Origin of the sequence: Cohnella sp. GbtcB17 (assembly GCF_019091135.1) — a bacterium.
In the GTDB taxonomy this organism is placed as follows: Bacteria; Bacillota; Bacilli; order Paenibacillales; family Paenibacillaceae; genus Cohnella.
Map to the genome: position 1 here is coordinate 109,534 of NZ_JAGXJW010000008.1, position 22,466 is coordinate 131,999.

A 22,466-nucleotide genomic window follows, 5' to 3' on the forward strand; every position below is an offset into this window, starting at 1 on the left:
CGTTGTGAAAGCGCTGTTGATTGTCTTGTCGCTTATAATCTACAATACAGACAGATCAAGGGACAATGCGGAGAGTTGCGGGATTTGGCTATTGAAAATTGGGATTCGGAGGAGAAATGATCATGCGGCATTCGATCGTTGCCGGGACGCCGGAGATTCTGAGCGGGTCGCTTATCTATGGCAGCAAGGACGCGCCCTTCTACTTCCCCCTTCACCAGCACGAGTTGAACGGCGAGATCTTCCTGATCACGGAGGGCGAAGGGGAATTTCGCGTGGACGGCAGGCTCTACCGCGCCAAAGCGGGCAGCCTGCTCATGTACAATCGGGGCATCTGGCATGAGGAACGATCGATCAGCGACAAGTTTGCCGCTGTCTACGTCGCGTATGCGGGCCTGCAGCTGCAAGGCATGCCGGCCGACTGCCTGTCGAGCGCCGCCCAGCCGGCCATGCTGGAGCTCGGCGAACACTTTTTGCCGGTGAAGAAGCTGTTCGTCGACATGATCGAGGAATGGAGCAGCCCGCTGCCCGAATCCGCCTTCATCGCGAACGGACTGCTTCACGCGCTGACGGGCAAGCTCGCGCGCCTGCTGCATTATTCGGAGGCGGACCAAGTGAAAAAGCGCCCGCACAAGGAAACCGTTCACCTGGCGAGGCGCTATATGGAGGAAAATTATCCGTTCGACGTGACGCTCGAGTCGCTGGCCAACCTCACCTATACGAATCCGTATCATTTTATCCACGTGTTCAAGGCGGAGACCGGCATGAGTCCGATCCAGTACTTAATCGGGAACCGCATCGAGGTGGCCAAGCAGTAGCTGGCGTCGACGCGGCTGGCGATGGCGGAGATCGCCGAGAAGGTCGGGTACAAGAGCGAGACGTACTTTCAGAACTTGTTCAAAAAGACGACCGGGATGTCGCCGGGGAAGTATCGGTCTGCGGCGCGCGGCGTCGAGTAGAGAGCGGTCCGCGCACGACCCGGCGCAGGGCGACCGCTCCGGCCGCCAACGAGATCGCGAAGCAGACGGCTGCTGCGATCGGAAGCGGCGACCACGACAGCAGCGCCTGGCCGTTCGCCGTCTGCCAGCCGATCGCGGCCAGGCCGAGCAGATACGCGCTGCCGGCGATATGGATTAAGGCGCGCCGCGCCCGGGCGTTCGCGTCGGTACGAAGGACGAGCCATGCGACGAGCGGCACGGCTTGAAGCGCATGAAAGCCGAGTCCGTGCAGCCAGATGATGTTGCCTTCCGCGCCGGTGAAGCGGCCCTGGTTGGCCGAGATCCAGATGCCGGCCGCGAACGAGACGGTAACGGCGATCATAGCGTAACGAACGCTGAGCGCCATCTCCGGACGCAGCTTGTAAACGCTCGACCGAAAAAATTGAATGCCCAAGTACAGGTAGAATAGCACGAGAAATAACGCGACGAACGTGAAAATGTTGCCGACCGCTTGATCAAAAGCGGCATCGCTATCGACGAATCTCGGATTGACGCCGCGGAAATTTTGAATCGTCTCCGCGCCGTAGGAATAAAGAGCGAGACCGATATAAACCCTTCTGAACCAAAACCGGCTTCGTTCGCCCAAGGCCGACAGCGGCAGAATCGCCGCTGTCGACAGCAGAAAAATGCCCAGCGCCGCATCGAACGAGAACGCCTTCGAGACGTCGCCTCCCGGCGCGACCTCGCCTCCGTTAATCAGCGTCCAGATGCCGCACACCGCCGCTAGCATAAATCCGAGAAGGCCAGTCAAGACCAGCCCCTTCTCGCCTTCGAACAATCGTCTTCCCTGCGTCGCCCCATATACCGTGTCCCTTTGCATAGCCGCCGCTTCCCTTCCCGTGAGTTGGTATCCTCACTTTACTGGAAAGGACTGGCATGCCGAAACGGTCTTGAGATGAGTTCGCGGCCGGACCGGAAGCGGTTCCGGTTATCCGCCGGAGGTCCTGCACCGGCGCCGTTGCGCGATTATTTTTGCTGGAAAAACGCCTGGTCGTGCAGCTCTACGCGGTAAGACAAGTCCTCCAAATATTCGAGCTGCGCGGTCTCGTACGCCGCATCCCGCTTCACGATCCGGTTGTTCCGGATAGAGAGCGGACGAAAGGAAATGCCGACCTGCCCTTTGTCCAGCGTAAGCTTGAGCAGGCCCGTGTCCGCCTTCTTTCCTTTGACATAATCGGGAAAAAGGAAGTTGCCGATGGAGTACGCGATCGGTTTGCCCTTATGAAACTCGAAGCCTTGCAGCACATGCGGATGGCTGCCGACGACCGCGCTGGCGCCCGCGTCGAGCATATCCGCCGCCAGCTTGCGCTGCCAGGGCTGCGGAGAAGTCGTATTTTCAACGCCCCAATGGATAAAAACAAGGACATAATCCGCCTCCTTGCTCGCGGCGCGAATCGCCTTCAGAATCTTCTCCGGCTCATAAGCGCTGGCGACGCCGGGCTTCTTGTCGGTCGCCTTCCAGGCGGTCGTCGGCATGAAACGCGTCACCGCGCCGATCTTCACCGTAGCACCGTTCAGCCGAACGGTCTCGAAGCGATACGCCTCCTCCTCGTCGAGGCCCGCGCCGACATGACGCAAGCCCGCTTTCTCGACGTTTTTGAGCGTGTCTCGCAGCCCCTTCTCCTTATAATCGAGCACATGGTTGTTGCCGAGCGATACCATATCGAAGCCCGCATGCTTGATACCGTCCAGCGATCCGGCCTCCGACTTGAAGTTAAAACGCTGATTCCGGTCCTTGTCCGCCGCCTCCGTGACGGACGTCTCCAGATTAAGCACGGCGTAATCGGCGGCGCTCACCTCGGCCTTGATCTGAGTGAACGGATAATCGGCGCCATGCCGGCGAATCGCGTCCTTGACGCTGCCGTCCATCATCGTATCGCCCGCGAAAACCATCTCGATCGGCTTCGTCTGCTTAACCGACAGCGGAATTGGCATCGCTTCGCCGGCCGAGTTGCCGGTCTGAGAGACGGCCTGGGAGATCGGCGCACCGGCGTGCGATGCTGGCGGCGTATGGGGAGCGCCTACGTGCTGGGCCGCCGAGCCGCCAGGCGGCTGCGCACCGCATCCGCCCAGCGCCGCGGCGACGGCCAATAGGCCTAAGGGTCTGCGCCAACGTTTCAAAGTCGATCACCTCGCAATCATTTTCTATCAATGTATCTGCGAGATATTTCAAAAATGCAGAAAGATTGTATCCATCCGGTAAACAATTAGACGCTACAAAACGCAAATGGGACGAAGCTAGGAATTTCCCGCTTCGTCCCGTTTGCCCGCATGCACACACATGCTGCCCACTCGCTTCAGGCTCAATCATAGCTCAAAAGTGCGCTATGCTCGCTTGCACGCACTTCAGTCGCCCGCTGCCCACTCGCTTCAGGCTCAATCATAGCTCAAAAGTGCGCTATCCTCGCTTGCACGCACTTCAGTCGCCCGCTGCCCACTCGCTTCAGGCTCAATCATAGCGCAAAATTGCGCTATGCTCGCTTGCACGCACTCAGTCGCCCGCTGCCCGCTCGCTTCAGGCTCAATCATAGCGCAAAATTGCGCTATGATGGCTTGCGCGCACTTCTGTCGACCGCCGCCCGCCCGCTTCAGGCTCAATCATAGCGCAAAAGTGCGCTATGCTCGCATGCACGCACTTCAGCCGCCGACCGCCGCCCGCTCGCTTCAGGCTCAACGATAGCGCAAAATTGCGCTATGCTCGCGACTACAGCTCCACCGTCATGCCGCCGTCGGCGACCAGCGTGGCGCCCGTCATGAACGAGTTGTCGGGGCTGGCCGCGAACATGACGACGGACGCGATCTCCTCCGGCTGCCCGACGCGGCCGATCGGCTGCGACTCGTCCCACTGCTTCATGATCTCGTCCCGCGGCGTATCGAGATTTTTGACGCTGCTCTCGAGCATCGGCGTCCGCACCGCGCCCGGCAGCACCGTATTGGCGCGGATGTTCTGCTTCGCGAAGTCGAGCGCGATCGCCCGCGTGAGCCCCGCGATGCCCGCCTTCGACGCCGCGTAGGCCGAGTAGCCGTCCAACGTCGCGAGCGCGTGCACCGAACTGACGTTGACGATCACGCCCCCGCCCTGCTCCAGCATGACCGGTACGACGCCCCGGCAAAACAGGAAGACTGACGTGAGATTGTTCGTAATGACGCCGTTCCACTGGTCCAGGCTCATGTCGGTCAGCCGGACCTGCGGGCATACCGCCGCGTTGTTGACCATGACGTCGATCCGGCCGAACGCTTCCCGCGCATCCCGAATGACACGCGTCACATCCGCCTCGGACGAAACGTCGGCGGCCATCGCGACCGCGCGTCCGCCCGCCGCGACGATCTCGTCGGCGACGTCCTGCACCTTCGCCAGCGTGCGTCCGACCGCGACGACCGAAGCGCCGGAGCCCGCGAACCGCATCGCGACCGCGCGTCCGATGCCGCCTCCGCCGCCCGTGACGATTACGACTTTATTTTCCCAGCTCATCGCCGCACCTCGCCGCTCATCGGATTCGCTCGGACACGAACGTATTGCGCAGCGTGCCGATCCCTTCGACCGTCGCCTCGACGACATCGCCCGGCTTCAGCCACACCTGCGGCTTCTTCCCCATGCCGACACCCGGCGGCGTCCCCGTGCTGATGATGTCCCCCGGCCGAAGCGTCATCGTGTTCGAGAGAAAAGAAACGAGGTACGGAACATCGAAAATAAGCTCCTTCGTATTCGAATCCTGCATCGTCTCTCCGTTCAGCTTGAGCGAGATGCCGAGCTTGCCCGGACCGGCGATCTCGTCGGCGGTCACAATCCAAGGACCCGTCGGCGCGAAACCGTCGATCGCCTTGCCGCGCGTCCATTGGGGCTCGTTCAGCTGAATATCCCGCGCACTCACGTCGTTCAGCACCGTATAGCCGAACACGTACTCCATGGCGGATTCAAGCGGTACGCGCTTGGCCGTCTTGCCGATAACGACCGCCAGCTCCACCTCGTAGTCGCACTGCGTCACTTCGGCAGGTATGGCCACTTCGTCCTCATGCCCGGTCAGGCAATTGTTGTATTTAGGAAACAGAACCGGTACCTTCGGCACCTGCATGTTGGACTCGATCACGTGGTCGTGATAGTTCAGCCCGATGCAGACGATCTTCTCCGGATCGGTGAGCGGCGACAGCAGTTTCACGTCCGAAAGCCGGTAAACCGTTCCTTCCTCAAGCGCCCGAACGTCTCCCGCCTCGATGACGTCCCGCATCGTCCCCTTCGCGTTCAAGGCACCGACCTCATCCTCGCCCCTGAGGACGCCTACCTGTATTTTGCGCGTTTCATCCTGCCTATCGTAAAATTGCACGAGCTTCATCCAAGCTGCGCCTCCTGTTCTAACGTTAGAAAAATCTTCGCGATTTTGCCCGGTCCGCCGATCAGCTTCTCGAAGGCGGCGCCGCCCTCGCCAAGCGGCGTCGTCTCCGTCCAGGGCAGCAGGTTGATCCGCCCCTGCCCGATCCAGCGCAGCGCCGTCTCGAAGTCGTCGCACGAGTAGGCGAACGCACCCTTCGTGCCGATCTCGGCGCGGATCATGTCGTTGACCGGCAGACGGCTGTCCGCTTCGTGCAGACCGGTGAAGACGACCGTCCCGCCCGGCCGCGCGGCCGCCGCGCTCCGCTGCCGCGTCGCCTCCGCGCCGACGGCGCCGATGACCGCGTCGAAGCCTTCGCCGATGCCGCCCGGCAGTTCGTCCAGGCTCGACACCGCGATGCCGCCGAGCTCCCGGGCGATCTCAAGCCGCGACGCGTTCAGGTCGACGACGACCGCATCGCGAATGCCATAAGCGGCCGCCGCCTGGAGCGCGAACAGCCCGATCGGACCCGCGCCGTAGATGAGCAGCCGGTCCGTCGGCGCGAGCGCGAGCAGCCGGCAGACATGGATCGCGCAGGCGTACGGCTCGGCGAGCGCGCCCTCGGCGAACGAGACATGGTCGTCCAGCCGGTACGCATTTCGCGCGGGCACCGCTACGAATTCGGCAAACGCACCCGGCCGGTGCGCGCCGAGCAGCCGGCGGGCGCCGCACAGCTGCGACGCCCCGTTCAGGCAATACCCGCATTCGCCGCAGGTGACGAGCGGATTCGCCGTTACGCGATCGCCGGCAGCCAAGCCGCTCACTTGCTCGCCGACCTCCGCGATCGTGCCCGCGAACTCGTGCCCCATGATCAGCGGCGGCTTGCGCAACGAATTGTGTCCGAGATATCCGCCCAGCTCGGAGCCGCAAATGCCCGCGTGCGACACGCGCACGAGCACCTCGTCCGGCTGCAGCGCCGGTCGCGGGACTTCCCTCATATTCATCGTGCGCGGTCCCTCGTAGACTAACGCCTTCATGTCCGTTTCCTCCTCACGATTCGACCGGCTCCCGCTTCTCCCAGCCCTGCTTGAACAGCGGCAGCCAGTGACCCGGCGCGTACGGATACTTGGCCGCTTCCTCCAAGTTGAACTCGACGCCGAGGCCCGGCCGTTCGGGCGGCTGGAGATACCCGTCCACGACCTTGAACGGCGGGCTGAAAATATCCTGGGCCCACGAATGGTTGAAGTCGTCGAAAATCTCGTGAATGAAGAAGTTCGGCGTCGCCATGTTGAGGTGGGAGCAGACGATCGAGCAGATCGGGCCCTGGGCGCTGTGCGGTGCGGTGACGCCGTTGTGCGCGTGGACCATGCCAGCGATCTGCTTGGAGGCGGTCAGGCCGAGGAATTGCGGCTCGAGCTGGATAATGTGCACGGCATCATGCTTCAGCAGCTCGGCGAACTGCTCGCGGTTGTAGTAGTCCTCGCCGCATGCGATCGGCACCGGACTGCGCTTCGCCACTTCGACGACCGACGAGACGCGGGACGGCGGCACCGGCGCTTCGAACCAGGTCGGGCTGTAGGGCGCCATCGCTTCCGCGAACTGAAGGGCGGTATGCACGCTGAATCGGTTGTGCCCCTCGATGAGGATATCGACGTCGGGTCCGACCGCCTGGCGGACGGCGGCGATGTTGCGAACGGCATTTGTAAAATCCGCCCGATCGACGGTGCGCCAGGCCGCGCCGAACGGATCGAACTTCAGCGCCGTGTAGCCTTTTGCGACGACTTCCTTCGCCTGGTTGTAGAAGCTCTCCTCGTCGTTGCCGCCCCGGTACCAGCCGTTCGCGTAGCAGCGCAGCTTGTCGTGGCACCTGCCGCCGAGCAGCTTGTAGACGGGCTGTCCGGTCGCCTTGCCCATGATGTCCCAGCACGCGGTCTCGATAGCCGCCAGCGCGGAGCCCTGCACCTGTCCGCCGTCCGAATAGACGTCGCGAATCAGCTTGAGCGAGATCGTCTCCACGTCGAACGGATCCATGCCGAGCACGAGATGCTTCAGCTCGTGGATCGCGGCTTCGACCGTTTTGGCCAGCCCGTTGAGCGTCCCTTCGCCCAAGCCGGTTAAGCCCTCGTCCGTATCCAGTTGCACGAACAGCCAGTTTTTCCACGGATTCCCCACGATATAAGTGCGCACGTCCGTAATCTTCATGCCGCATAACCTCCGCCTTCAAAAGGATGAGTTAAACGTAGCACGGCCAAATTAGACGCTCAAGATGTCGCACTTGTATACATCAGCGAGCGCTTCGGCACTTCAGAGCTTCAGAGCATGATCTGCTTCACGAATTCGATATGGTCGCGAATCAGTCGTTCGCTGAGCGACGGGTCGTCGCCGGCCAGCGCGTCCCGAATGCGGCGATGCTCCTCCAGACTGCCCCACAGCCGGCTTTTGTTTTTGTAAAACGTCGTTCGCACGGCCATCAGAAACTTGTCCTGAATACGGGACATCGCGTCCGCGTATTCTTCGTTGGCCAGCCCGGCGATGATCGCCTCGTGGAACTGCCGGTCCAGCTCGACATAGCCGACGATGTCCTCGCGCCCCGCCGCTTCCGCCTGCTTGTCCAGATTTTCGCCCAGTCTGTCGAAAAAAGCGCTGTCCATGTTGCCCGTCAGCCTGACGACCGCGAACGTCTCGAGCGAGAGCCGCAGCTCATAGATGTCCATAATCTTCTTCAGTGAAATCTCCTGTACGACAAAGCCCTGATTCGGCATCAGCTTCACCAGTCCCATCATCTCCAGCCGGTCCAGTGCCGACCGAATCGGCGTCTTGCTCATCTGCAGCGTCTCACTGAGCCTCCGCTCGGACAGGAACGTCCCTCCGCCCCAGTCGCCCTGCACGATCCGCTCTTTGATTTGCCGAAAAGCCGCGTCCCTTAAAGTCGTACCAATCTCGGGCATCGTCTCTCGATCTTCCTTTCCGATGGCGCATGTTCTATGATTATCATACTCGATTCATCGAATCTCGCGAGAGAGAAGGACTTGAAGTATGGGCAAACCGACCCTGCGCCAACAAGCTTACGCCCGCATCCTGGACATGATCGAGACCGGAGAATGCCCGATGGGCTCGGTCACGTCGGAGATTCGGCTCGGTCGCCGGCTCGACATGAGCCGTACGCCGGTCCGCGCCGCGCTGCAGCAGCTCGAGCTCGAAGGCTATGTGCGAATCGCCTCCAAGCACGGCGTGCTGATCCTCGACTCCTCGTCGCAGCGCGTCGGGGATCTGCTCGAGCTGATCGCCTCGATGGCGTTGTTCGCCGTCGGCGCCGCGTCTCCTGCCGAACAGGATACGCTGCGGGCGTGGTCGCACGGCATGATGGATACGTACCGCGCCTTGAGCGGCGGCGAGCCTGAGGACTGCGGCGCCTTGGCCGCGTTCGAATACGAGCTGCTGAACGGACTGATCCTGCGCTGCAACAATAGCGAGATGGCCAAAGCCTTTCAAACGTACGCTTCCCGCCTGTTCTGGCATCGCAACGTGGCGCGGTGGCAGGCGCCTCATGCCGTCCGGACCCGCGTGCAGGTCGCGAAGCTGATCGAGGCGGTCGCTGCCGGCCCGGAGCCGTTTCGGATGGCGCTGCTCGACTACGTGCATATGCTCAAGCTGACGTGGCGGTAGCGCGTTCGGGCGAATCTTTTTTTAGAAACACGTATATTGCGGCTTGAGCGCGGCGCGGCATGCATGTTAAGTTAAGCGCAAGCAATCATTTGTTCATGGAGGTTGGAGACGATGACCGCAGATGCGAAAATAACGGTCGAGCTCGTCAGCGACGCGCAAGCCCGGTTGGGCGAAGGCCCCGTATGGGACGCGCGCGACGGAAAGCTGTACTGGGTCGACATTTTGTCCCACCGCGTACATATTCATCATCCGCAGGAGCCGGCCGGCGACGGCGCGATGGAGCTGGCGCCCTATGTCAGCTCCATCGTGCCGCGGCGCTCGGGCGGGTTCGCGCTCACGCTGCAGGACGGCTTCTACGTCTGCGATTCGGCCGGCGGAGGACTGACGCGGCTCGCGGAGGTTGAAGCGTCCGTGCCCGGCAACCGGTTCAACGACGGCAAATGCGATCCCGCCGGACGCTACCTGGCGGGCACGATGTCGATGAACGACGAGCCGGGCCGCGGCGCGCTGTACAGCCTGGACGCCGGACATGCCGTCGCGACGCTTGTCCAAGACGTCGGCATCTCGAACGGACTGGCCTGGTCCGGCGACGGCGCCACGTTGTATTATATCGACACGCCGACGCAGCGCGTGGTCGCCTTCGACTACGACACGGCGTCGGGCGCCGTCGCGAATCGCCGCGTAGTCGTCGAGGTGCCGACGGACGAGGGCTCGCCCGACGGCATGACCATCGATGCCGAGGGCATGCTGTGGATTGCCCATTGGGGCGGCTGGCAGGTGTCTCGGTGGAATCCGGCGACCGGCGAGAAGCTGCTGTCCGTGCCGGTGCCCGCCTCGCAGGTGACCTCCTGCGCTTTCGGCGGCGAGCGGCTGGACCGGCTGTACATCACGACGGCGCGCGCCGGCCTCGGCGAAGCCGAGCTGGCTGAGCAGCCGCACGCGGGCGGGCTCTTCTGCGCCGAGGTCGGCGTGCGGGGACTGCCGACTAACCCGTATTTTGGCTAACCGGCGGGTGCCACGATATCGACAAAATGTCCGCTAGCTGTTGCGCATCCCACTACCTCGGAGCGGATAGCGGAAAAAGTTCCGCTACTGCACCCAAACCAACTACCTCGGAGCCGAAAGAGGAAGAAAGTTCCTCTATCGACTCACAAACCAGCTACCCGGGGCCGATAGCGGAAGAAAGTTCCTCTATCGACTCACAAACCAGCTACCTCGGGGCCGATAGCGGAAGAAAGTTCCTCTATCGGCTCCCAAACCAACTACCTCGGAGCCGATAGCGGAAGAAAGTTCCTCTATCGGCTCCACACGCTCTGCTCCGCGCCCCGACTCCTCCCCCATTGCGCACGCCAATAAGCCGCACGGTCCTCCGCGCGGCTCATCGTCTTGCTATTTCTCAAAGTTACCTACTCACCTAATGTGCGTTTAAGGCAGCGCCTCCAGCTTCGGCTCTCCCCAGAACGCCCAATCGTAGCCATAATCCCCTAGCGAGTCGGTAATCAAGGTGATGACGACGGTTTTGCCCGCATAGGCGGAAAGGGAGACGCTGAACGGCGTCCACGCGCCGCCGGGCTGCAGATCGTCCGACCACAGCTCGCTGCCGTTGACGGCGACGCGGAAGCCGACACCCTGCGAGTCCTCCGCGCCGTCCTTGATACCCGCGAAGCCGGTCAGCTTAGCGCCGCCCGCCGGCAGCGTCACGACGTAGTCGATGCGCGTCTGCCCGCGCTGCGGCGGATGCGCGTCGAGCCCCTGCTTCTGCACGCCCAGCACGGCGCCGGTGCCCGCCTTGCCGCCGAACGGATCCTGCGGCGGCGCCGTCGTACCGTCCTCGAACTGCAGGCTCGAATCGAACGGCTGCGCGGACAGCGACAGCGGCAACGTCACGGCACCGCCCGTGCTGTAGATCAGATACACTTGATCGGTCGCAGGCGCCGTGACCTTGTAGCGGTTCGTGCCAAGCGACGTATACGTCGCCAGTCCGGACGCCGAAGCCACCGACGCGAGCGGACGCGGGCTGACGAGCGTCAGATCCACACTGCGAGCAGCGCCCGTCTGTGCCAGCGCAACATGCGGCGCCACCCAGACGGCGGAGTCGTTGTCGACCGTCGTGCCGGGATGCGTCTCCATGCGGATCGTGACTTCCTTGCCCTTGAACGACGACAGATCCAGCGATACCGGCGTCGGCGTCGCGCTGTGGCTGAACTGCTCCGCGCTCAGCACCGGACGCGTGGCGGCAGGCGCAGCCTTTTCCCAGGCATACACCTTAAACGTCACGCCGTCGCTGCTCGCCACGTTCGCCTCCGAGCCGAGCTGGACGCCCGTCTCGAACGTCGGCGTACGGTCCGCCGGCAGCGTCACGTCGAACTCGAGCCACGTATGCCCGCCCTGCCACACGCCTGAGTACGGCGGATGCGCGAGGATGCGATCGCCCCAATGCTGCACGGTCCCGCCCTGCGCGAACGAATACGAGAATCCGTTCGTCGAGGAAAAAGAAGTCGCCGTCTGGTGCACGGTACCGTCGGCGAGCTTCTCGCCCGCGCGAATCGGACCGGCGTAATTCATGAAGTCGACGCTCGCCGGCTGCTGCAAGTCCTGCAGAGAGAGCACGGTATGATTCGTATGGACGGCCACCGACTTCATCCTGACGTCTGCGGGCATCCCGTCGATATGGAAAGCCGTCTGATCGCGCGGCAGATCAAGATACAAATAAGTCTTATCTGGGTTGAGACCGAACAGCTCATCACTGTCATACAGATACCAGCCCGGGATCCGTCCCGGCAGCGTCACGCTGTCCGAGCCGTACAAGTAGCGCAGCACGCCGACGTCCCCGCCCGAGCCCCCGGCCCCGTAAGCGGTCAGCTTTTCCCCGTAGGCATCCCGCTCGTACTTGGCCGACTTTCCGCTTGCCGTCTTGAAGGTGAACAGCGAATCGCCGTTCCACTGGCTGAAGTCGAGCTGCGGCTTGTTGTCCTGGTACCAGCGCGCCTCCGCGAACAGCTGCGCCATCAGCGGCGACGGGTTCGCGACTTGCGCGTAGGTCGGCCGGGTCAGCATCGGAACGGCGCCTAGCCGGTTCTGGACGACCTTGTGCCAGGCGATAAAATAGTCCTCGGTCAGCGGATTCGCATGATCGGGGTGTCCGTAACTGGTCGTATAAGGCGCGAAGATGGCCGAGCTCGCCGGCACGACCTGTTCGATCTTGCTGTCGTCCCAGGTGCCGGTCTGAGAGAAAATGCCGTACGCGTGCCGCTGCGCGAACGACTCGTATCGGGTCGTGATCTCGTTCAGGCTCTCGCCGCCTAGCGCTACATTAGTAGGCAGCTGCTCTCTCAGCTCGCGGTGCAGCGCGATGTTGCCCTGCAGCATATTGCGCCCGTCGATCGTGCCGTTGGCATCGTTATACATGAGCAGCGACTGGTCGAGATGAATGCCGTCCGGATGGAGCGACTGGACGAGCTGCACCATTTTGCCGACGAACAGCGTCCGCCACGCCTGCGAAGCCGGATTGATCTGCGCAAACTTGATGTGACTCGAGCCCGCGGTGTATTCGGAGAAAACGGGCTGCAGCGAAAAGGGATCCTTGACCTGGTACGGCTGCATGGCCGCAAATGCCGGATTGTTCGGATCGACGCCGAAAATGTTGACATACAGCATGACCTTGAAGCCGAGCGCCTGCGCCGCCTGAATCTTGGCCGCGATATCGGCCTTCGGCGTGTAGTCCGGGAAGTCGACGTCGTACGGGTCCTCGCGCCAGCCGGGCACGACGAGCAGCGTCTGCGACGGCTCCACCTCCTGCGCCAGCACATTCAGCGTCTGCGCGTCCTCGAGATCTGTCAGCACGGTGAACTGTACGTCCTTGGCCCACGCCGGCTGCAGCTTGGACAGCTTGGACAGGTCGAACTTTTTGTCCGCCCAGGTCCGGTACAGTGTAGCCCCGTTCACCCAGTCTCCCGTATAGGCCTTCAGCCGCCAGCCGGTGGACACGGCCTTGCGCACCTGGGCGAACGGCGCGGGCGCATATGTCTCCACACCGACGTAAAAGTTGCCGTTCTCATGCTTCACATGCAGCGACTTGAAAAACCGGGCGTCGTCGTCGCCGTGAACAAGCATGCCGCCGCCGCTGCCCTGGATGATGAACATCTGCGCTTCCCAGATGTTGGGGTAATCGAACTGCTGGAAGCCGTACGCCGCGTCCGGCGATTCTGCCGTCAGCCGGATGCCGCCCAGCACCGGGAGGATCAGATCGTAAGTATCGGGCACGACCATTCCCCACTGCACGCCCGAGATGCCGCCCGCCTGCGTATCGGCGTTCTGACTGATCGTGAGCGTGCCGTCGTACTTGGTCGCCACGGTCGTCTCGAGCTCGGCCAGGCTCTGGCCGCTGCCCCAAGTCTGTGCGTAGGTCGTATGCCCTTTCTTGACAGTCGAGGCGGAGACGGCCGTGTCGTTCCACAAGCCGCTGCCGCCGCCCAGCGTCCGGTGCCGGATGCCGGTTAGCGCCGGGCCGCTTCCCTTGGCCAGCGTCACCGTGCCGTAGGTAAAATTCAGCGCGCCTGTCGAGGCGTTCAAGGTCACGGCCGGACCTTCGGCCGCAGCCGAATCGCCGCCGGCTAGCGCGCCTCCCCAAACCATGACGGCGGCAAGCCCCGTCATCATCGTCTTTCTCCACTTCCCGCGCCAACTCGCGTTCATCGTCGCATCCCCTTCCGATCGTTGCTTTCCGTGCCTTACGGTTCAAGCAATACGGCTTCGAAGCTTGCGCTGCCTTCGCTGACGAAGAGCCCCCATCCCCCCTCTCGGTGATCGTACAGCCGCGCGCTCATCGCGACCTTGTCGTCCACGTACACCTCGCAAACCGTGCCGTCGATCACGATGTCGAGCCGGCTGACGACGCCCGGCGTCAACGCGACGGGCCGCTCGAGACCGACCTCGAAGGGAACGTCTCCCTTTCTCGGCCAGCGATCGAAAACAAGTCGCTGCCGTCCCGGTTCGAGGCGGATCATATAGCCCCGGTCGAGCGCTTCGTCCGTCCGCAGCAGCACGCCGCAGCCGCGCGTGTCCGCCCCGAAGGTCACGCTCACCGACAGCCTGCATCGGGACGGCAGCGACGATGAAGCGGCAGCCGCGAACGAATCCGGAGCTTCAGCGGCCGCGGTGCATACACCCGCAGCTTCATCGCTCTCGCCTGCATCCGCCGCTCGAATCGATGTCGCGCTCGCGCCCCCGCTTCCCCCGCCAATCCGCCAGTTGCCCGCGGACTCCCGCAGCGCAATCTCCGCCGGCCGCGACATCGCCGCCCGCACGGTCTCCGGCATCCGCACAATCAACGAGCCGTCAGCCTGCTGTGCGAGCTCGTGCACGACCAAATTTCCGCCCCACTGCCAGGTGCCTTCGTCGTGCTCACCCTCCCGCGTCGGATTCCAGCCGAACGCATAGCGCCGCTCGCCGTCGGTCCACGTTTTCGCCGCATAGAACGCCCGGTTGTCGAACGTGTCGTTCTCCGGCGCCAGCCAGGGACCCGACAGCGACCTGCTCATCCGGTAGTGCGTGACGGTGCGGTCGGAAAACGTCGAGTACACGAGATACCACCAGTCCCCCATCCGGAACAAATCCGGGCATTCGTGCGTCGTATACAGCGACGGCGCCCAGAACGGCTCGCGCACCTCCCAGCCGCTCAGATCCTTCGAGGCGCACAGCGCGACGCAGCCCCGCCTCCGGCTCGGCCCCTCCTTCAGCCGCGCGGCCAACAGCATCCAGTACTCGCCGGCCTCCTCGTTCCAGAAGACGAACGGATCGCGCCAGTCATGCTGCTCGTAGCGGTCGGCGGGCGCATAGAAGGCTTCCTCCGGATGTTTGGTCCAGTGAAGCAGATCGGTGCTCGTCGCATGCATGACCGCCTGCTGAAGCTTGCCCTGGGCGGGATAGTGGAAGTTGTTGCCCGTGTAAAAAATGTGATAAAGCTCGCCGACCTTGAGGATGCAGCCGGTATAAATGTACAGATCCTGTGCCGACTCGCCCCCTCTGGGCAGCACCTCGCCGTATTCGGTATAGTTCACGAAGTCCTTCGTCCCGAGCAGGAACCAGGGCGTCCCTTCGCCGAAGTTTTCCTTGTCGCGCCAATCCTTCAGATACAGCAGCTTGAACTCCCCGTCCTCGTAGAACGGGATGACGTCCGCCAGCACGCCGTCCGCCGGCCGGTAAAAAAAGTCGCTCATTTACTCCTTCACGCTCCCCAGCACGATGCCTTTGACAAAGTATTTTTGCAAAAACGGATACGCCAGCAGGATCGGCAGCGCGCCGACGATAATCTGCGCCGCCTTGGAGGTGCGGGTCGAGATCGCCTCCAGCTTGTACAAATCCTCCTGCTTCACGTGAGAAAAGTCGAAGTTAATGATGATCGTCTGCAAATAGGAGGACAACGGATAATGCTCCGGCTTGTTCATCAGAATCAGGCCGTCGAACCAGGCGTTCCAGTGCCCGACGATCGTGAACAGGCCGACGGTGGCGAGCCCCGGCAGCGACAGCGGGACGTAGATCGTCCAGAGCGTGCGCAGATGGCCGGCGCCGTCGATGAAGCACGACTCCTCCAGCTCTTTGGGCAGGCCGCGGAAGAAATTCAGCAGCAGGATGACGTTGAACACGGGGACCGCGCCGGGAATGACGAGCGCCCACACCGAATCGAGCAGGCCCGTATACTTGATCGTCATGTACCAGGGGACAAGTCCGCCTGCGAAAAGAATCGTGAAGACGAAGATCCAGACGTAAAACGTGCGCATCCGAAACGTCCTTACGTCCTTGGACAGCGGATACGCGATCATGATCGTCAGCAGCATGTTGATGGCGGTGCCCAGCAGCACGCGCTCGAGCGTAATGACGAAGGAGCGCATGAATTCGGGCCTGCTGATGATAAAGTCGTACGACTTGAGCGTAAAATCGACCGGCCAGAACGTGACCTGCCCGGCGGCGACCGCCGCGCTCTCGCTGAACGACACCGCGAGGACGTGGACGAGCGGCAGGAAGCACAGGACGGCCAGCAAGCATAGAAACGCGGCGTTCGCCACAAGAAACACTCGTCTGGCCGGGGAGATATGATGCAAGCGGAATCTCTCCTCTCTAGAAAATGCGATAGTTCGCCAGCCGATAGGCCAGCCAATAGGAGACCGATATGAGCAGGAAGGATACGACGGACTTGAACAGGCCGACGGCCGTCGCCACGCCGTACTGCGCGTCGTTGAACGCGATCCGGTAGATCATCGTGTCGAGAATGTCTCCGCTCTCGTATACGAGCGGATTGGCCAGGTTGAACACCTGGTCGAAGCCGGCGTTCAGCACGTTGCCGAGGCTCAGCGTCACCATGAGCACGATGATCGGCATCATGCCGGGCAGCGTGATGTGGCGCGTCTGCTTCCAGCGTCCCGCCCCGTCCATGACCGCCGCCTCGTACAGCGTAGGATTCACACTCGTGATCGCGGCCAGATAGACGATCGTGCTAAAGCCGAACTCCTTCCAGACGTCGGAGAGGATCAGCACGGCCGGGAACCAGCGATTGTCCGCCAGGAAAAAGATCGGCTCGATGCCGAGCTTGCCCAGCATGGCGTTCACGATGCCCTCGGACGGCGACAGCAGATCGATCAGAATGCCGCCCAGGATGACCCAGGACAGAAAATGGGGCAAGTAAATCAGCGTCTGCACGCCGCGCTTGATGAACGAGCGGGTCACCTCGTTAAGCAGCAGCGCAATGAAGATGGGGACGAACAGCCCCGCGATAATTTTCATGCAGGCGATAAACAGCGTGTTCCAGATGACCTGGCCGGTGTTCGGCATATCCAGCACGAACCTGAAGTTGTCCAGCCCGATCCACGGGGAGCCGAACCAGCCGCTGAAAATCGCGAACTTCTGAAACGCGATCACGACGCCCAGCATCGGCACGTAGCTGTAGACGAGCACCAGGACGAGACCGGGCAGGAGCAGCAGGTGCAAAGGCAATTCCCGCATCCACTTTGCCGCTTTCATTTCGTACTTCACCGCCTTTTTCCTCATTCAGCGCGTTCGGACGCCGATTCGGGGCATGACGGAAGAAGGGGACGATGGCCAGGACCGTCTCCCCTTCCGCCTGTCTATGCCGCGAGCGTCCGCGCATTCGCTTCTACTTCTGCGCGCTCAGCCAGTCGTTGATCTCCTTCAGGATCGCCTCGCCGCCGAGCTTGTTCCAGTCCGCCACGAACGTATCGAATTCGTCGACCGAAGCGGCACCCATGATAATCTTCGTGAACGTTTCCTTCTCCAGCTTGTCGAGCGTCGCCCATTTGTCGGTCATCGTCGGCGTCTGGCCGCCGAACGCGGTCATGAGCAGCCGGTCGCCGGTGTAATTGTCCATCGTCGTCACGAAGCCGAAGTACTGGTGGGCGACCGCCCAGTTTTCGATATTGCCCGTCTTGAGGTAGTCGACCGTCGGACCGTATTTGTCGGTCTCCGTCAGCGCGTCCTTCAGCAGGCTCTCGTCCTCGTTCTCGATCGCTTTGCGCAGCAGGGTCAGCGACTCCAGCACGCCCTGGTCGGAGACGCCGGACTGCACGAGCGACATCGGCGACGTATTGATCCGCTCGCCGTTCTCTTCGACGGTGATGAACTGACCCTCGTTGCGGCGCGAGCCGTGCACGACCTCCTCGTGCAGGTTGAGCATTTTAATGGCCGCCTCCGGATGCTTGGCGCCCTTGCGCACGACGACGTAGCCGCTGGCGGAGAAGCCGACGTTCGCCTTCGTCGGGGTGCCGTCGACGGAAGGCACGGGGAACGGCATCCAGTCCATGCCCGGATTTTTCTTGACCGCATCAAGGAATACGTACGGGTTCCAGTTGGCGCCGAACGCCATGCCGAACTTGTTAGCGGCGATATCCTCGGCGACCTTGGTGCCGTCCTTGACGCCGAATTCCCGGTCGAGCTCGCCGGCCTTGTACATTTCCTGAAGCTTGGCCAGCGTCTGCTTCATCTCGGGCTGCGTCGAGCCGTAGACGACCTTGCCCGAAGCGTCCTTCACCCACGTTTGCGGGTAGGCATGGAAGGCGTTGGACAGCCCCGTGATCGAGGTGATCGGGCCGTACAAGTAGTTGTTGACCGCCAGGCCGTACGTGTCGGGCTTGCCGTTGCCGTCCGGATCCTGCTTCGTAAACGCTTCCGCAATCTTAAGCACATCGTCCAGCGTCTTCGGCTCGGACAGATTCAGCTTCTTGAGCCAGTCCGTGCGGATCCACAGCAGGTTCGGCTCGTAGATCGGCGCGTTGACGACCGGGATCGCGAGCAGCTTGCCGTTAAACGTGGCCGATGCCAGCGCCGCGCCCCCGTCGCCGTGCTGCAGCTCCTTCGTATGGTCGGAGGCGTATTTTTCGTAAACTTCAGTCAGGTCCTCCAGCTGTCCGGCGTCCGCGAGCTGCTTGAGCTGGCTGGCCGATACCGAGAACAGCTCGGGCAGGCTGCCGGAGGCGATCGAAACGTTCAGCTTGCGGTTGTACTCGCTCGTCAGCGCGGTCCAGTCGTGGACGATCTTGATGCCGAGCAAGTTCTCGTACTCGCGGTACCAGACGTTATTGTCGATGCTGTCGCCTTTCGGATACGTCCAGGTCTGGTCGACGGCGCGGGCGACATGAAGCTCGATCGGCGGGTCGTACTTGCCGAACGGATCCTCCTTCTCCGCTGGCGCCGATGCGGACGCCGGCGCAGTGCCGGTTGCCGCAGACGAGCCCGTCGCCTTGCCGGACGACTCCGGGCCAGCGGCGTTTTTGCCCGAGTCGCTGCAGCCGGTCGCCGCGAGCGCGCAAGCCAAGATGCCGCAGACGAGCGCGATTCGTTGATTCTTTTTCAATCTCGGTTCCCCCTTCGAGCTCATGAATGAATACGTCTTGCCTTGCATGAGCTCATTATAGAGCCGGCGCGGACGCGCTCTCTACTCGCCGATTTTTACATTCCATTATCCGTTTTGGATATCGCTTGCCGCTCCTTGTACTCCTGGGGCGTGAGTCCCGTCTCCTTCTTGAAGAAGCGGTAAAAGGACTGCTCGGTCATAAATCCGACGGCTCGCGAGATGTCCTGCACGGTCAGCTGATGGCCCGCAAGCAGCTTCTGCGCCCGCGCCAGGCGCGTCGCGGCGATGTAATCCGTCAGCCCCTCGCCGGTGAGCTGCTTGTACAGGCGGGTCAGGTAGTACGGATTGTATCCGACGACCTCGCCGATGCGGGTGAGCGACAGATCGCCTGCCAGATTGTGCTCGACATAGCGCCGGACGTGACGGATCAGGTCGTCCTCGCGATCCGACCGCTCGGCGCGCTTGAGCGAGAACAGGCGCTCGGCCAGCTCCGCGAAATATTCCTCCGCCGCATGCCACGAAGAGTGGCTGTCGTACCGGGTGAGTTTGCCCAGATCGGTCGTCCCGCCCATTTCCTCGTGCGCGGCCCAGCGGTTCAGCTCCGACAGAAAGACGGGGACGAGCGAATAGTAGATCTCCAGCCTGAGCAGTTCGTCCCGCTGCCCTTCCTCGGCTCCCAGCGCCATCAGCCCCGCGTATTCGGCGAAAAACTGCGCGCTCTCGCCGTTCTCCAAATAAGCCGCCAGCGTGCCGATTCGGTCGAGTCGGCTGCGCGTCTCGTGCGTCCGTATATCCGGCTGCGTCCCTGCGCCGTCCGGAGACGGCCGGTCCAGCAGGATCAGCTCCTGGCCCAGGCCCAGACCGCGGCCGAGCAGACGCTTCAGCGCGCGGAACTGTCCGGGAATGCGCGCCCAGTCCCTCGGCTCGTCCGCGGCCGCGAACGAGACGCTGAGCTGGAGCAGCTGCTTGCACGCGCCCTGGATCGTCTCGATCGTCCCTTGCACGAACCGGACAAGACGCCTGCGCGCGTCCTCCGCCTGCGGCCATGCGCCGGATGCGACGTCCGGCGCCGGGCCCGCGTCCGGCTTCGCCTGAACGAGCCACAGCAGCTTGTTCTGCTCAAAGCTGACGGTCGTGCAGAACACCGACTTCGCGAAGTATTCCTCGGCAATGTTCGCGATCGCGTACAGCATCAGATGCTTGTCGCCGCCGCTGAAGCCGTCGCGCCAATCGTCCACCCGCCCGAGCACAAGCAGCGTCTCGGCGTCCGCGTCCAGCGGCAGCTGCAACTCCGGCAGCCGCGCATGCCGCTTGCGCAGCGCCTCCGGATCGCCGCCCGCCAGCGCCAGCAGGTACTCGCTCACGAGCAGCGGCCTCGCCAGCTGCATCTGACGCTCCGCGTTCAGGATCAGCTGGCGCGACTCCACCGCTTCGTACAGCTGCGCCGCCGCCCGCTCCACGGCTGCGACGACCGCGTCGTGCCCCTCGGTCTTGAGCAGGTAGTCGACCCCTCCGCCCCGCAGCGCCTGCTGGATATAGTCGAAGTCGTCGTAGCCGCTCAGGAAGATGATCTTGCACCACGGCCACTGCCTGACGATCTCTCGCTGCAGCGCGAGCCCGCCCATGCCCGGCATTCGGATATCCGACAGGACGATGTCGATCTTCATCCGGCCCAGCGCCTCCAACGCCTCCTTGGCGGAGTATGCGCCGAACGTCTCCAGCTCAAGCTTAGCCGGACGCCCGAACAGGTCCAGCAGACTGTCGACGATCCAGCGCTCATTGTCCACGATCAGCAATCGAATCATGCCGCATCCCCCTTGTCTTGGCGTATCGTCAGCTCCGCCTTCAGCCCGCCGAGCGCGCTGCGCGACAGAGTCAGCCCGCAGTCCGGCCCGAACTTGAGCTGCAGCCTGCGATGAATGTTCAAGAGGCCCGTCGTCTCGATCGCGCGGTCCGCCGCGGAGACGGACTTGCGCAGCCGCTCCAGCCGAAGCTCGTCCAGCTCTTCGCCGTTGTCTTCGATTTCGATATGCAGCCGGCCGTCCGGCTCCTCCCGGAAACCGATGCGCAGCCGGCCGTCGCCGGTCTTGTTTTCAAGGCCGTGCAAATAGGCGTTCTCGATCAGCGGCTGCACGATGAGGCGCGGCACCTCAGCCTGCGCCCACGCGGCAGGCAGCTCCTCCTGCTCCACCTCGACCGTTCCCGAGAAGCGGAACTTCTGAATCTCCACGTACGAGCTTGCGTGCTTCATCTCTTGCTCGAGCGTGACCGTCTCCGCCCCGTTTCGCGTGATGAACTGGAAGTAGCTGCCCAGATGGCGGAACATCTTGTCCGCCAGCTCGTGCTCCCGCATCTGCACCAGTCCCTGCAGGATAAAGAAGCTGTTGTAGAAAAAGTGCGGATTGATCTGCGACTGCAGCTGCTTGAGCTCGGAGCGCTGCGATCTTATCTGCTGTTCGTACACCTCGCCGATGAGCGTCTCGATCCGGCCCAGCATGTGATTGAACTGGTTGTACAGGTAATGGAACTCATCCTGGTTGCGGTGATAGACGCGCACGCCGAGGTCGCCCTTCTCCACCTTGCGGAAGGAGACGACCAGCCGCTTGATCGGCTTGTGAATGAGCCGGTGGATCCAGTAGGAAAAGGCGACGACCAGCACGAGCGCGATGAGCGAGAGCAGCCAGATCCAGTCGCGATGGCGGTTGAGCGGCTGCATCACCTTCTCCGCCGGCACCAGCACCGCAAGCGTCGAATCGAGGACAGGGGAATACTCATGGGCCACGAAAAAGGAGCCGGCGTTCGTCTTCATCGTGAACTGGCCGGGCGCGGACGCGCTGTCCGGGTTCTCCGCCCGCTTGGCGCCGACCGCCCCGGACAGCTCGGACAACGCCTGCGTCTCGAGGCCCGATGCCACGTTCCACGCGCCGTCCGCGCTCAACCACGCCGCCCCGCCCTGCTCCCCGTTCGCCATGGACGAAAGCGTCCGGACGATCTCCGCCTTGGACAGCTCGATCTCGATGGCCAGCACCGGCTTGCGGTTCACGTAGATCGCGTCGGGATACACGCCGCTGAGCAGCAGCCGGTCCCCGAAGCCAAAGACGGGCGCGCTCAAGTTGCGCGGCTCGAGCATGGCGCCTAGCTCTGCCGCCGGGATCGTGTCGTCGTAGTTGTTGGCCATAATACTGCGCCCGAGCGCAGGAACGTACAGCTTCACGTTTGCCACGAACGGACTGGAGCTCTTCAGCAGATAGAGCTTGCTTTTGACCGACAGAATGGTGCGCGAGCGCTCGAAGTCGTTCATCCGGGACGCCGTCGTCCCCAGACTGAGCAGATCGTCGTCGCTCACGTACTCCATCTGGAGACGGCGGAGCCTCGCTAACTCCGTCTCGAGAGACGACAAGTAAAAATGGACGCGCGATGCCATCGAAGCGGAGATCTGCTGCTTGACGACGTCATGGCCCGACTGGTTCATGAACAGGCTGGACAGATAAATGGGGATGATCATGAGCAAAAAAGACAGCACGAGCTTGGGATAAATTGTTAGCGCTTTCAAAAAAGATCCCATGATGATAACCCTCCGCCGCGATCTGGCTGCGCCGGGAGCTTGCCGGCACGCCGCTTCCACATCAGAATAAC

General features: G+C 62.5%; 17 protein-coding genes. 3 read left to right on the forward strand and 14 right to left on the reverse strand.

Annotation, left to right across the window (positions count from 1 at the left end; genetic code table 11):
- Nucleotides 1–122 precede the first annotated feature (122 nt).
- Nucleotides 123–815 carry a cupin domain-containing protein gene (locus tag KVT38_RS06375; RefSeq protein ID WP_217592857.1) on the forward strand — a complete coding sequence of 231 codons (693 nt, stop codon included), beginning with the start codon at nucleotides 123–125 and terminating at the stop codon, nucleotides 813–815.
- A gap of 79 nt (nucleotides 816–894) precedes the next feature.
- Here KVT38_RS06375 and KVT38_RS34680 read toward each other — a convergent pair whose 3' ends face one another.
- The 7 genes from KVT38_RS34680 to KVT38_RS06410 all read right to left on the reverse strand — a co-directional run bounded on the left by KVT38_RS34680 (nucleotide 895) and on the right by KVT38_RS06410 (nucleotide 8,250).
- Entirely contained in the window at nucleotides 895–1,815 is a 921-nt protein-coding gene (locus KVT38_RS34680) for a hypothetical protein (protein WP_254639039.1), read from the reverse strand.
- A 146-nt stretch (nucleotides 1,816–1,961) separates the two neighbouring features.
- Nucleotides 1,962–3,116: a CapA family protein gene (locus tag KVT38_RS06385; RefSeq protein ID WP_217592859.1), complete on the reverse strand. Its 1,155-nt coding sequence runs from the start codon at nucleotides 3,114–3,116 to the stop codon at nucleotides 1,962–1,964.
- Nucleotides 3,117–3,699: 583 nt separating this feature from the next.
- A complete protein-coding gene (locus tag KVT38_RS06390; protein ID WP_217592860.1) occupies nucleotides 3,700–4,467 on the reverse strand; it encodes an SDR family NAD(P)-dependent oxidoreductase in 768 nt (255 codons plus the stop codon).
- 16 nt (nucleotides 4,468–4,483) lie between these two features.
- Nucleotides 4,484–5,326 carry a fumarylacetoacetate hydrolase family protein gene (locus KVT38_RS06395; RefSeq protein ID WP_217592861.1) on the reverse strand — a complete coding sequence of 281 codons (843 nt, stop codon included), beginning with the start codon at nucleotides 5,324–5,326 and terminating at the stop codon, nucleotides 4,484–4,486.
- A complete protein-coding gene (locus KVT38_RS06400; RefSeq protein WP_217592862.1) occupies nucleotides 5,323–6,339 on the reverse strand; it encodes a galactitol-1-phosphate 5-dehydrogenase in 1,017 nt (338 codons plus the stop codon). Before KVT38_RS06400 ends, KVT38_RS06395 begins: the two co-directional genes overlap by 4 nt.
- 13 nt (nucleotides 6,340–6,352) lie before the next feature.
- Nucleotides 6,353–7,504, reverse strand: a complete 1,152-nt coding sequence (locus tag KVT38_RS06405) for a mandelate racemase/muconate lactonizing enzyme family protein (RefSeq protein ID WP_217592863.1) — start codon at nucleotides 7,502–7,504, stop codon at nucleotides 6,353–6,355.
- A gap of 110 nt (nucleotides 7,505–7,614) precedes the next feature.
- Nucleotides 7,615–8,250, reverse strand: a complete 636-nt coding sequence (locus KVT38_RS06410) for a GntR family transcriptional regulator (protein ID WP_217592864.1) — start codon at nucleotides 8,248–8,250, stop codon at nucleotides 7,615–7,617.
- A gap of 88 nt (nucleotides 8,251–8,338) precedes the next feature.
- Here KVT38_RS06410 and KVT38_RS06415 point away from each other — a divergent pair, with 88 nt between their 5' ends.
- Together KVT38_RS06415 and KVT38_RS06420 are read left to right on the forward strand one after the other, a co-directional pair.
- The gene (locus KVT38_RS06415; protein ID WP_217592865.1) at nucleotides 8,339–8,968 is read left to right on the forward strand and encodes a GntR family transcriptional regulator; all 630 of its coding nucleotides are present in this window, start codon (nucleotides 8,339–8,341) and stop codon (nucleotides 8,966–8,968) included.
- Between the two features lie 111 nt (nucleotides 8,969–9,079).
- Nucleotides 9,080–9,973: an SMP-30/gluconolactonase/LRE family protein gene (locus KVT38_RS06420; RefSeq protein ID WP_217592866.1), complete on the forward strand. Its 894-nt coding sequence runs from the start codon at nucleotides 9,080–9,082 to the stop codon at nucleotides 9,971–9,973.
- Nucleotides 9,974–10,393: 420 nt separating this feature from the next.
- Here KVT38_RS06420 and KVT38_RS06425 read toward each other — a convergent pair whose 3' ends face one another.
- From KVT38_RS06425 to KVT38_RS06455, 7 genes are all read right to left on the reverse strand, one after another.
- Complete coding sequence (locus KVT38_RS06425; protein WP_217592867.1) at nucleotides 10,394–13,663, reverse strand: DUF6259 domain-containing protein; 3,270 nt, start codon at nucleotides 13,661–13,663, stop codon at nucleotides 10,394–10,396.
- Between the two features lie 35 nt (nucleotides 13,664–13,698).
- Nucleotides 13,699–15,186 carry a glycoside hydrolase family 32 protein gene (locus tag KVT38_RS06430; RefSeq protein WP_217592868.1) on the reverse strand — a complete coding sequence of 496 codons (1,488 nt, stop codon included), beginning with the start codon at nucleotides 15,184–15,186 and terminating at the stop codon, nucleotides 13,699–13,701.
- Nucleotides 15,187–16,068 carry a carbohydrate ABC transporter permease gene (locus KVT38_RS06435; RefSeq protein ID WP_217592869.1) on the reverse strand — a complete coding sequence of 294 codons (882 nt, stop codon included), beginning with the start codon at nucleotides 16,066–16,068 and terminating at the stop codon, nucleotides 15,187–15,189. It lies immediately after the preceding gene.
- 16 nt (nucleotides 16,069–16,084) lie between these two features.
- Nucleotides 16,085–16,984, reverse strand: coding sequence for an ABC transporter permease (locus KVT38_RS06440; protein ID WP_217592870.1), 900 nt, complete (start codon nucleotides 16,982–16,984; stop codon nucleotides 16,085–16,087).
- Between the two features lie 133 nt (nucleotides 16,985–17,117).
- The gene (locus tag KVT38_RS06445) at nucleotides 17,118–18,830 is read right to left on the reverse strand and encodes an extracellular solute-binding protein (RefSeq protein ID WP_217592871.1); all 1,713 of its coding nucleotides are present in this window, start codon (nucleotides 18,828–18,830) and stop codon (nucleotides 17,118–17,120) included.
- 95 nt (nucleotides 18,831–18,925) lie between these two features.
- Complete coding sequence (locus KVT38_RS06450) at nucleotides 18,926–20,635, reverse strand: response regulator transcription factor (protein ID WP_217592872.1); 1,710 nt, start codon at nucleotides 20,633–20,635, stop codon at nucleotides 18,926–18,928.
- Nucleotides 20,632–22,395, reverse strand: coding sequence for a sensor histidine kinase (locus KVT38_RS06455; RefSeq protein ID WP_217592873.1), 1,764 nt, complete (start codon nucleotides 22,393–22,395; stop codon nucleotides 20,632–20,634). Before KVT38_RS06455 ends, KVT38_RS06450 begins: the two co-directional genes overlap by 4 nt.
- Nucleotides 22,396–22,466: the final 71 nt, after the last annotated feature.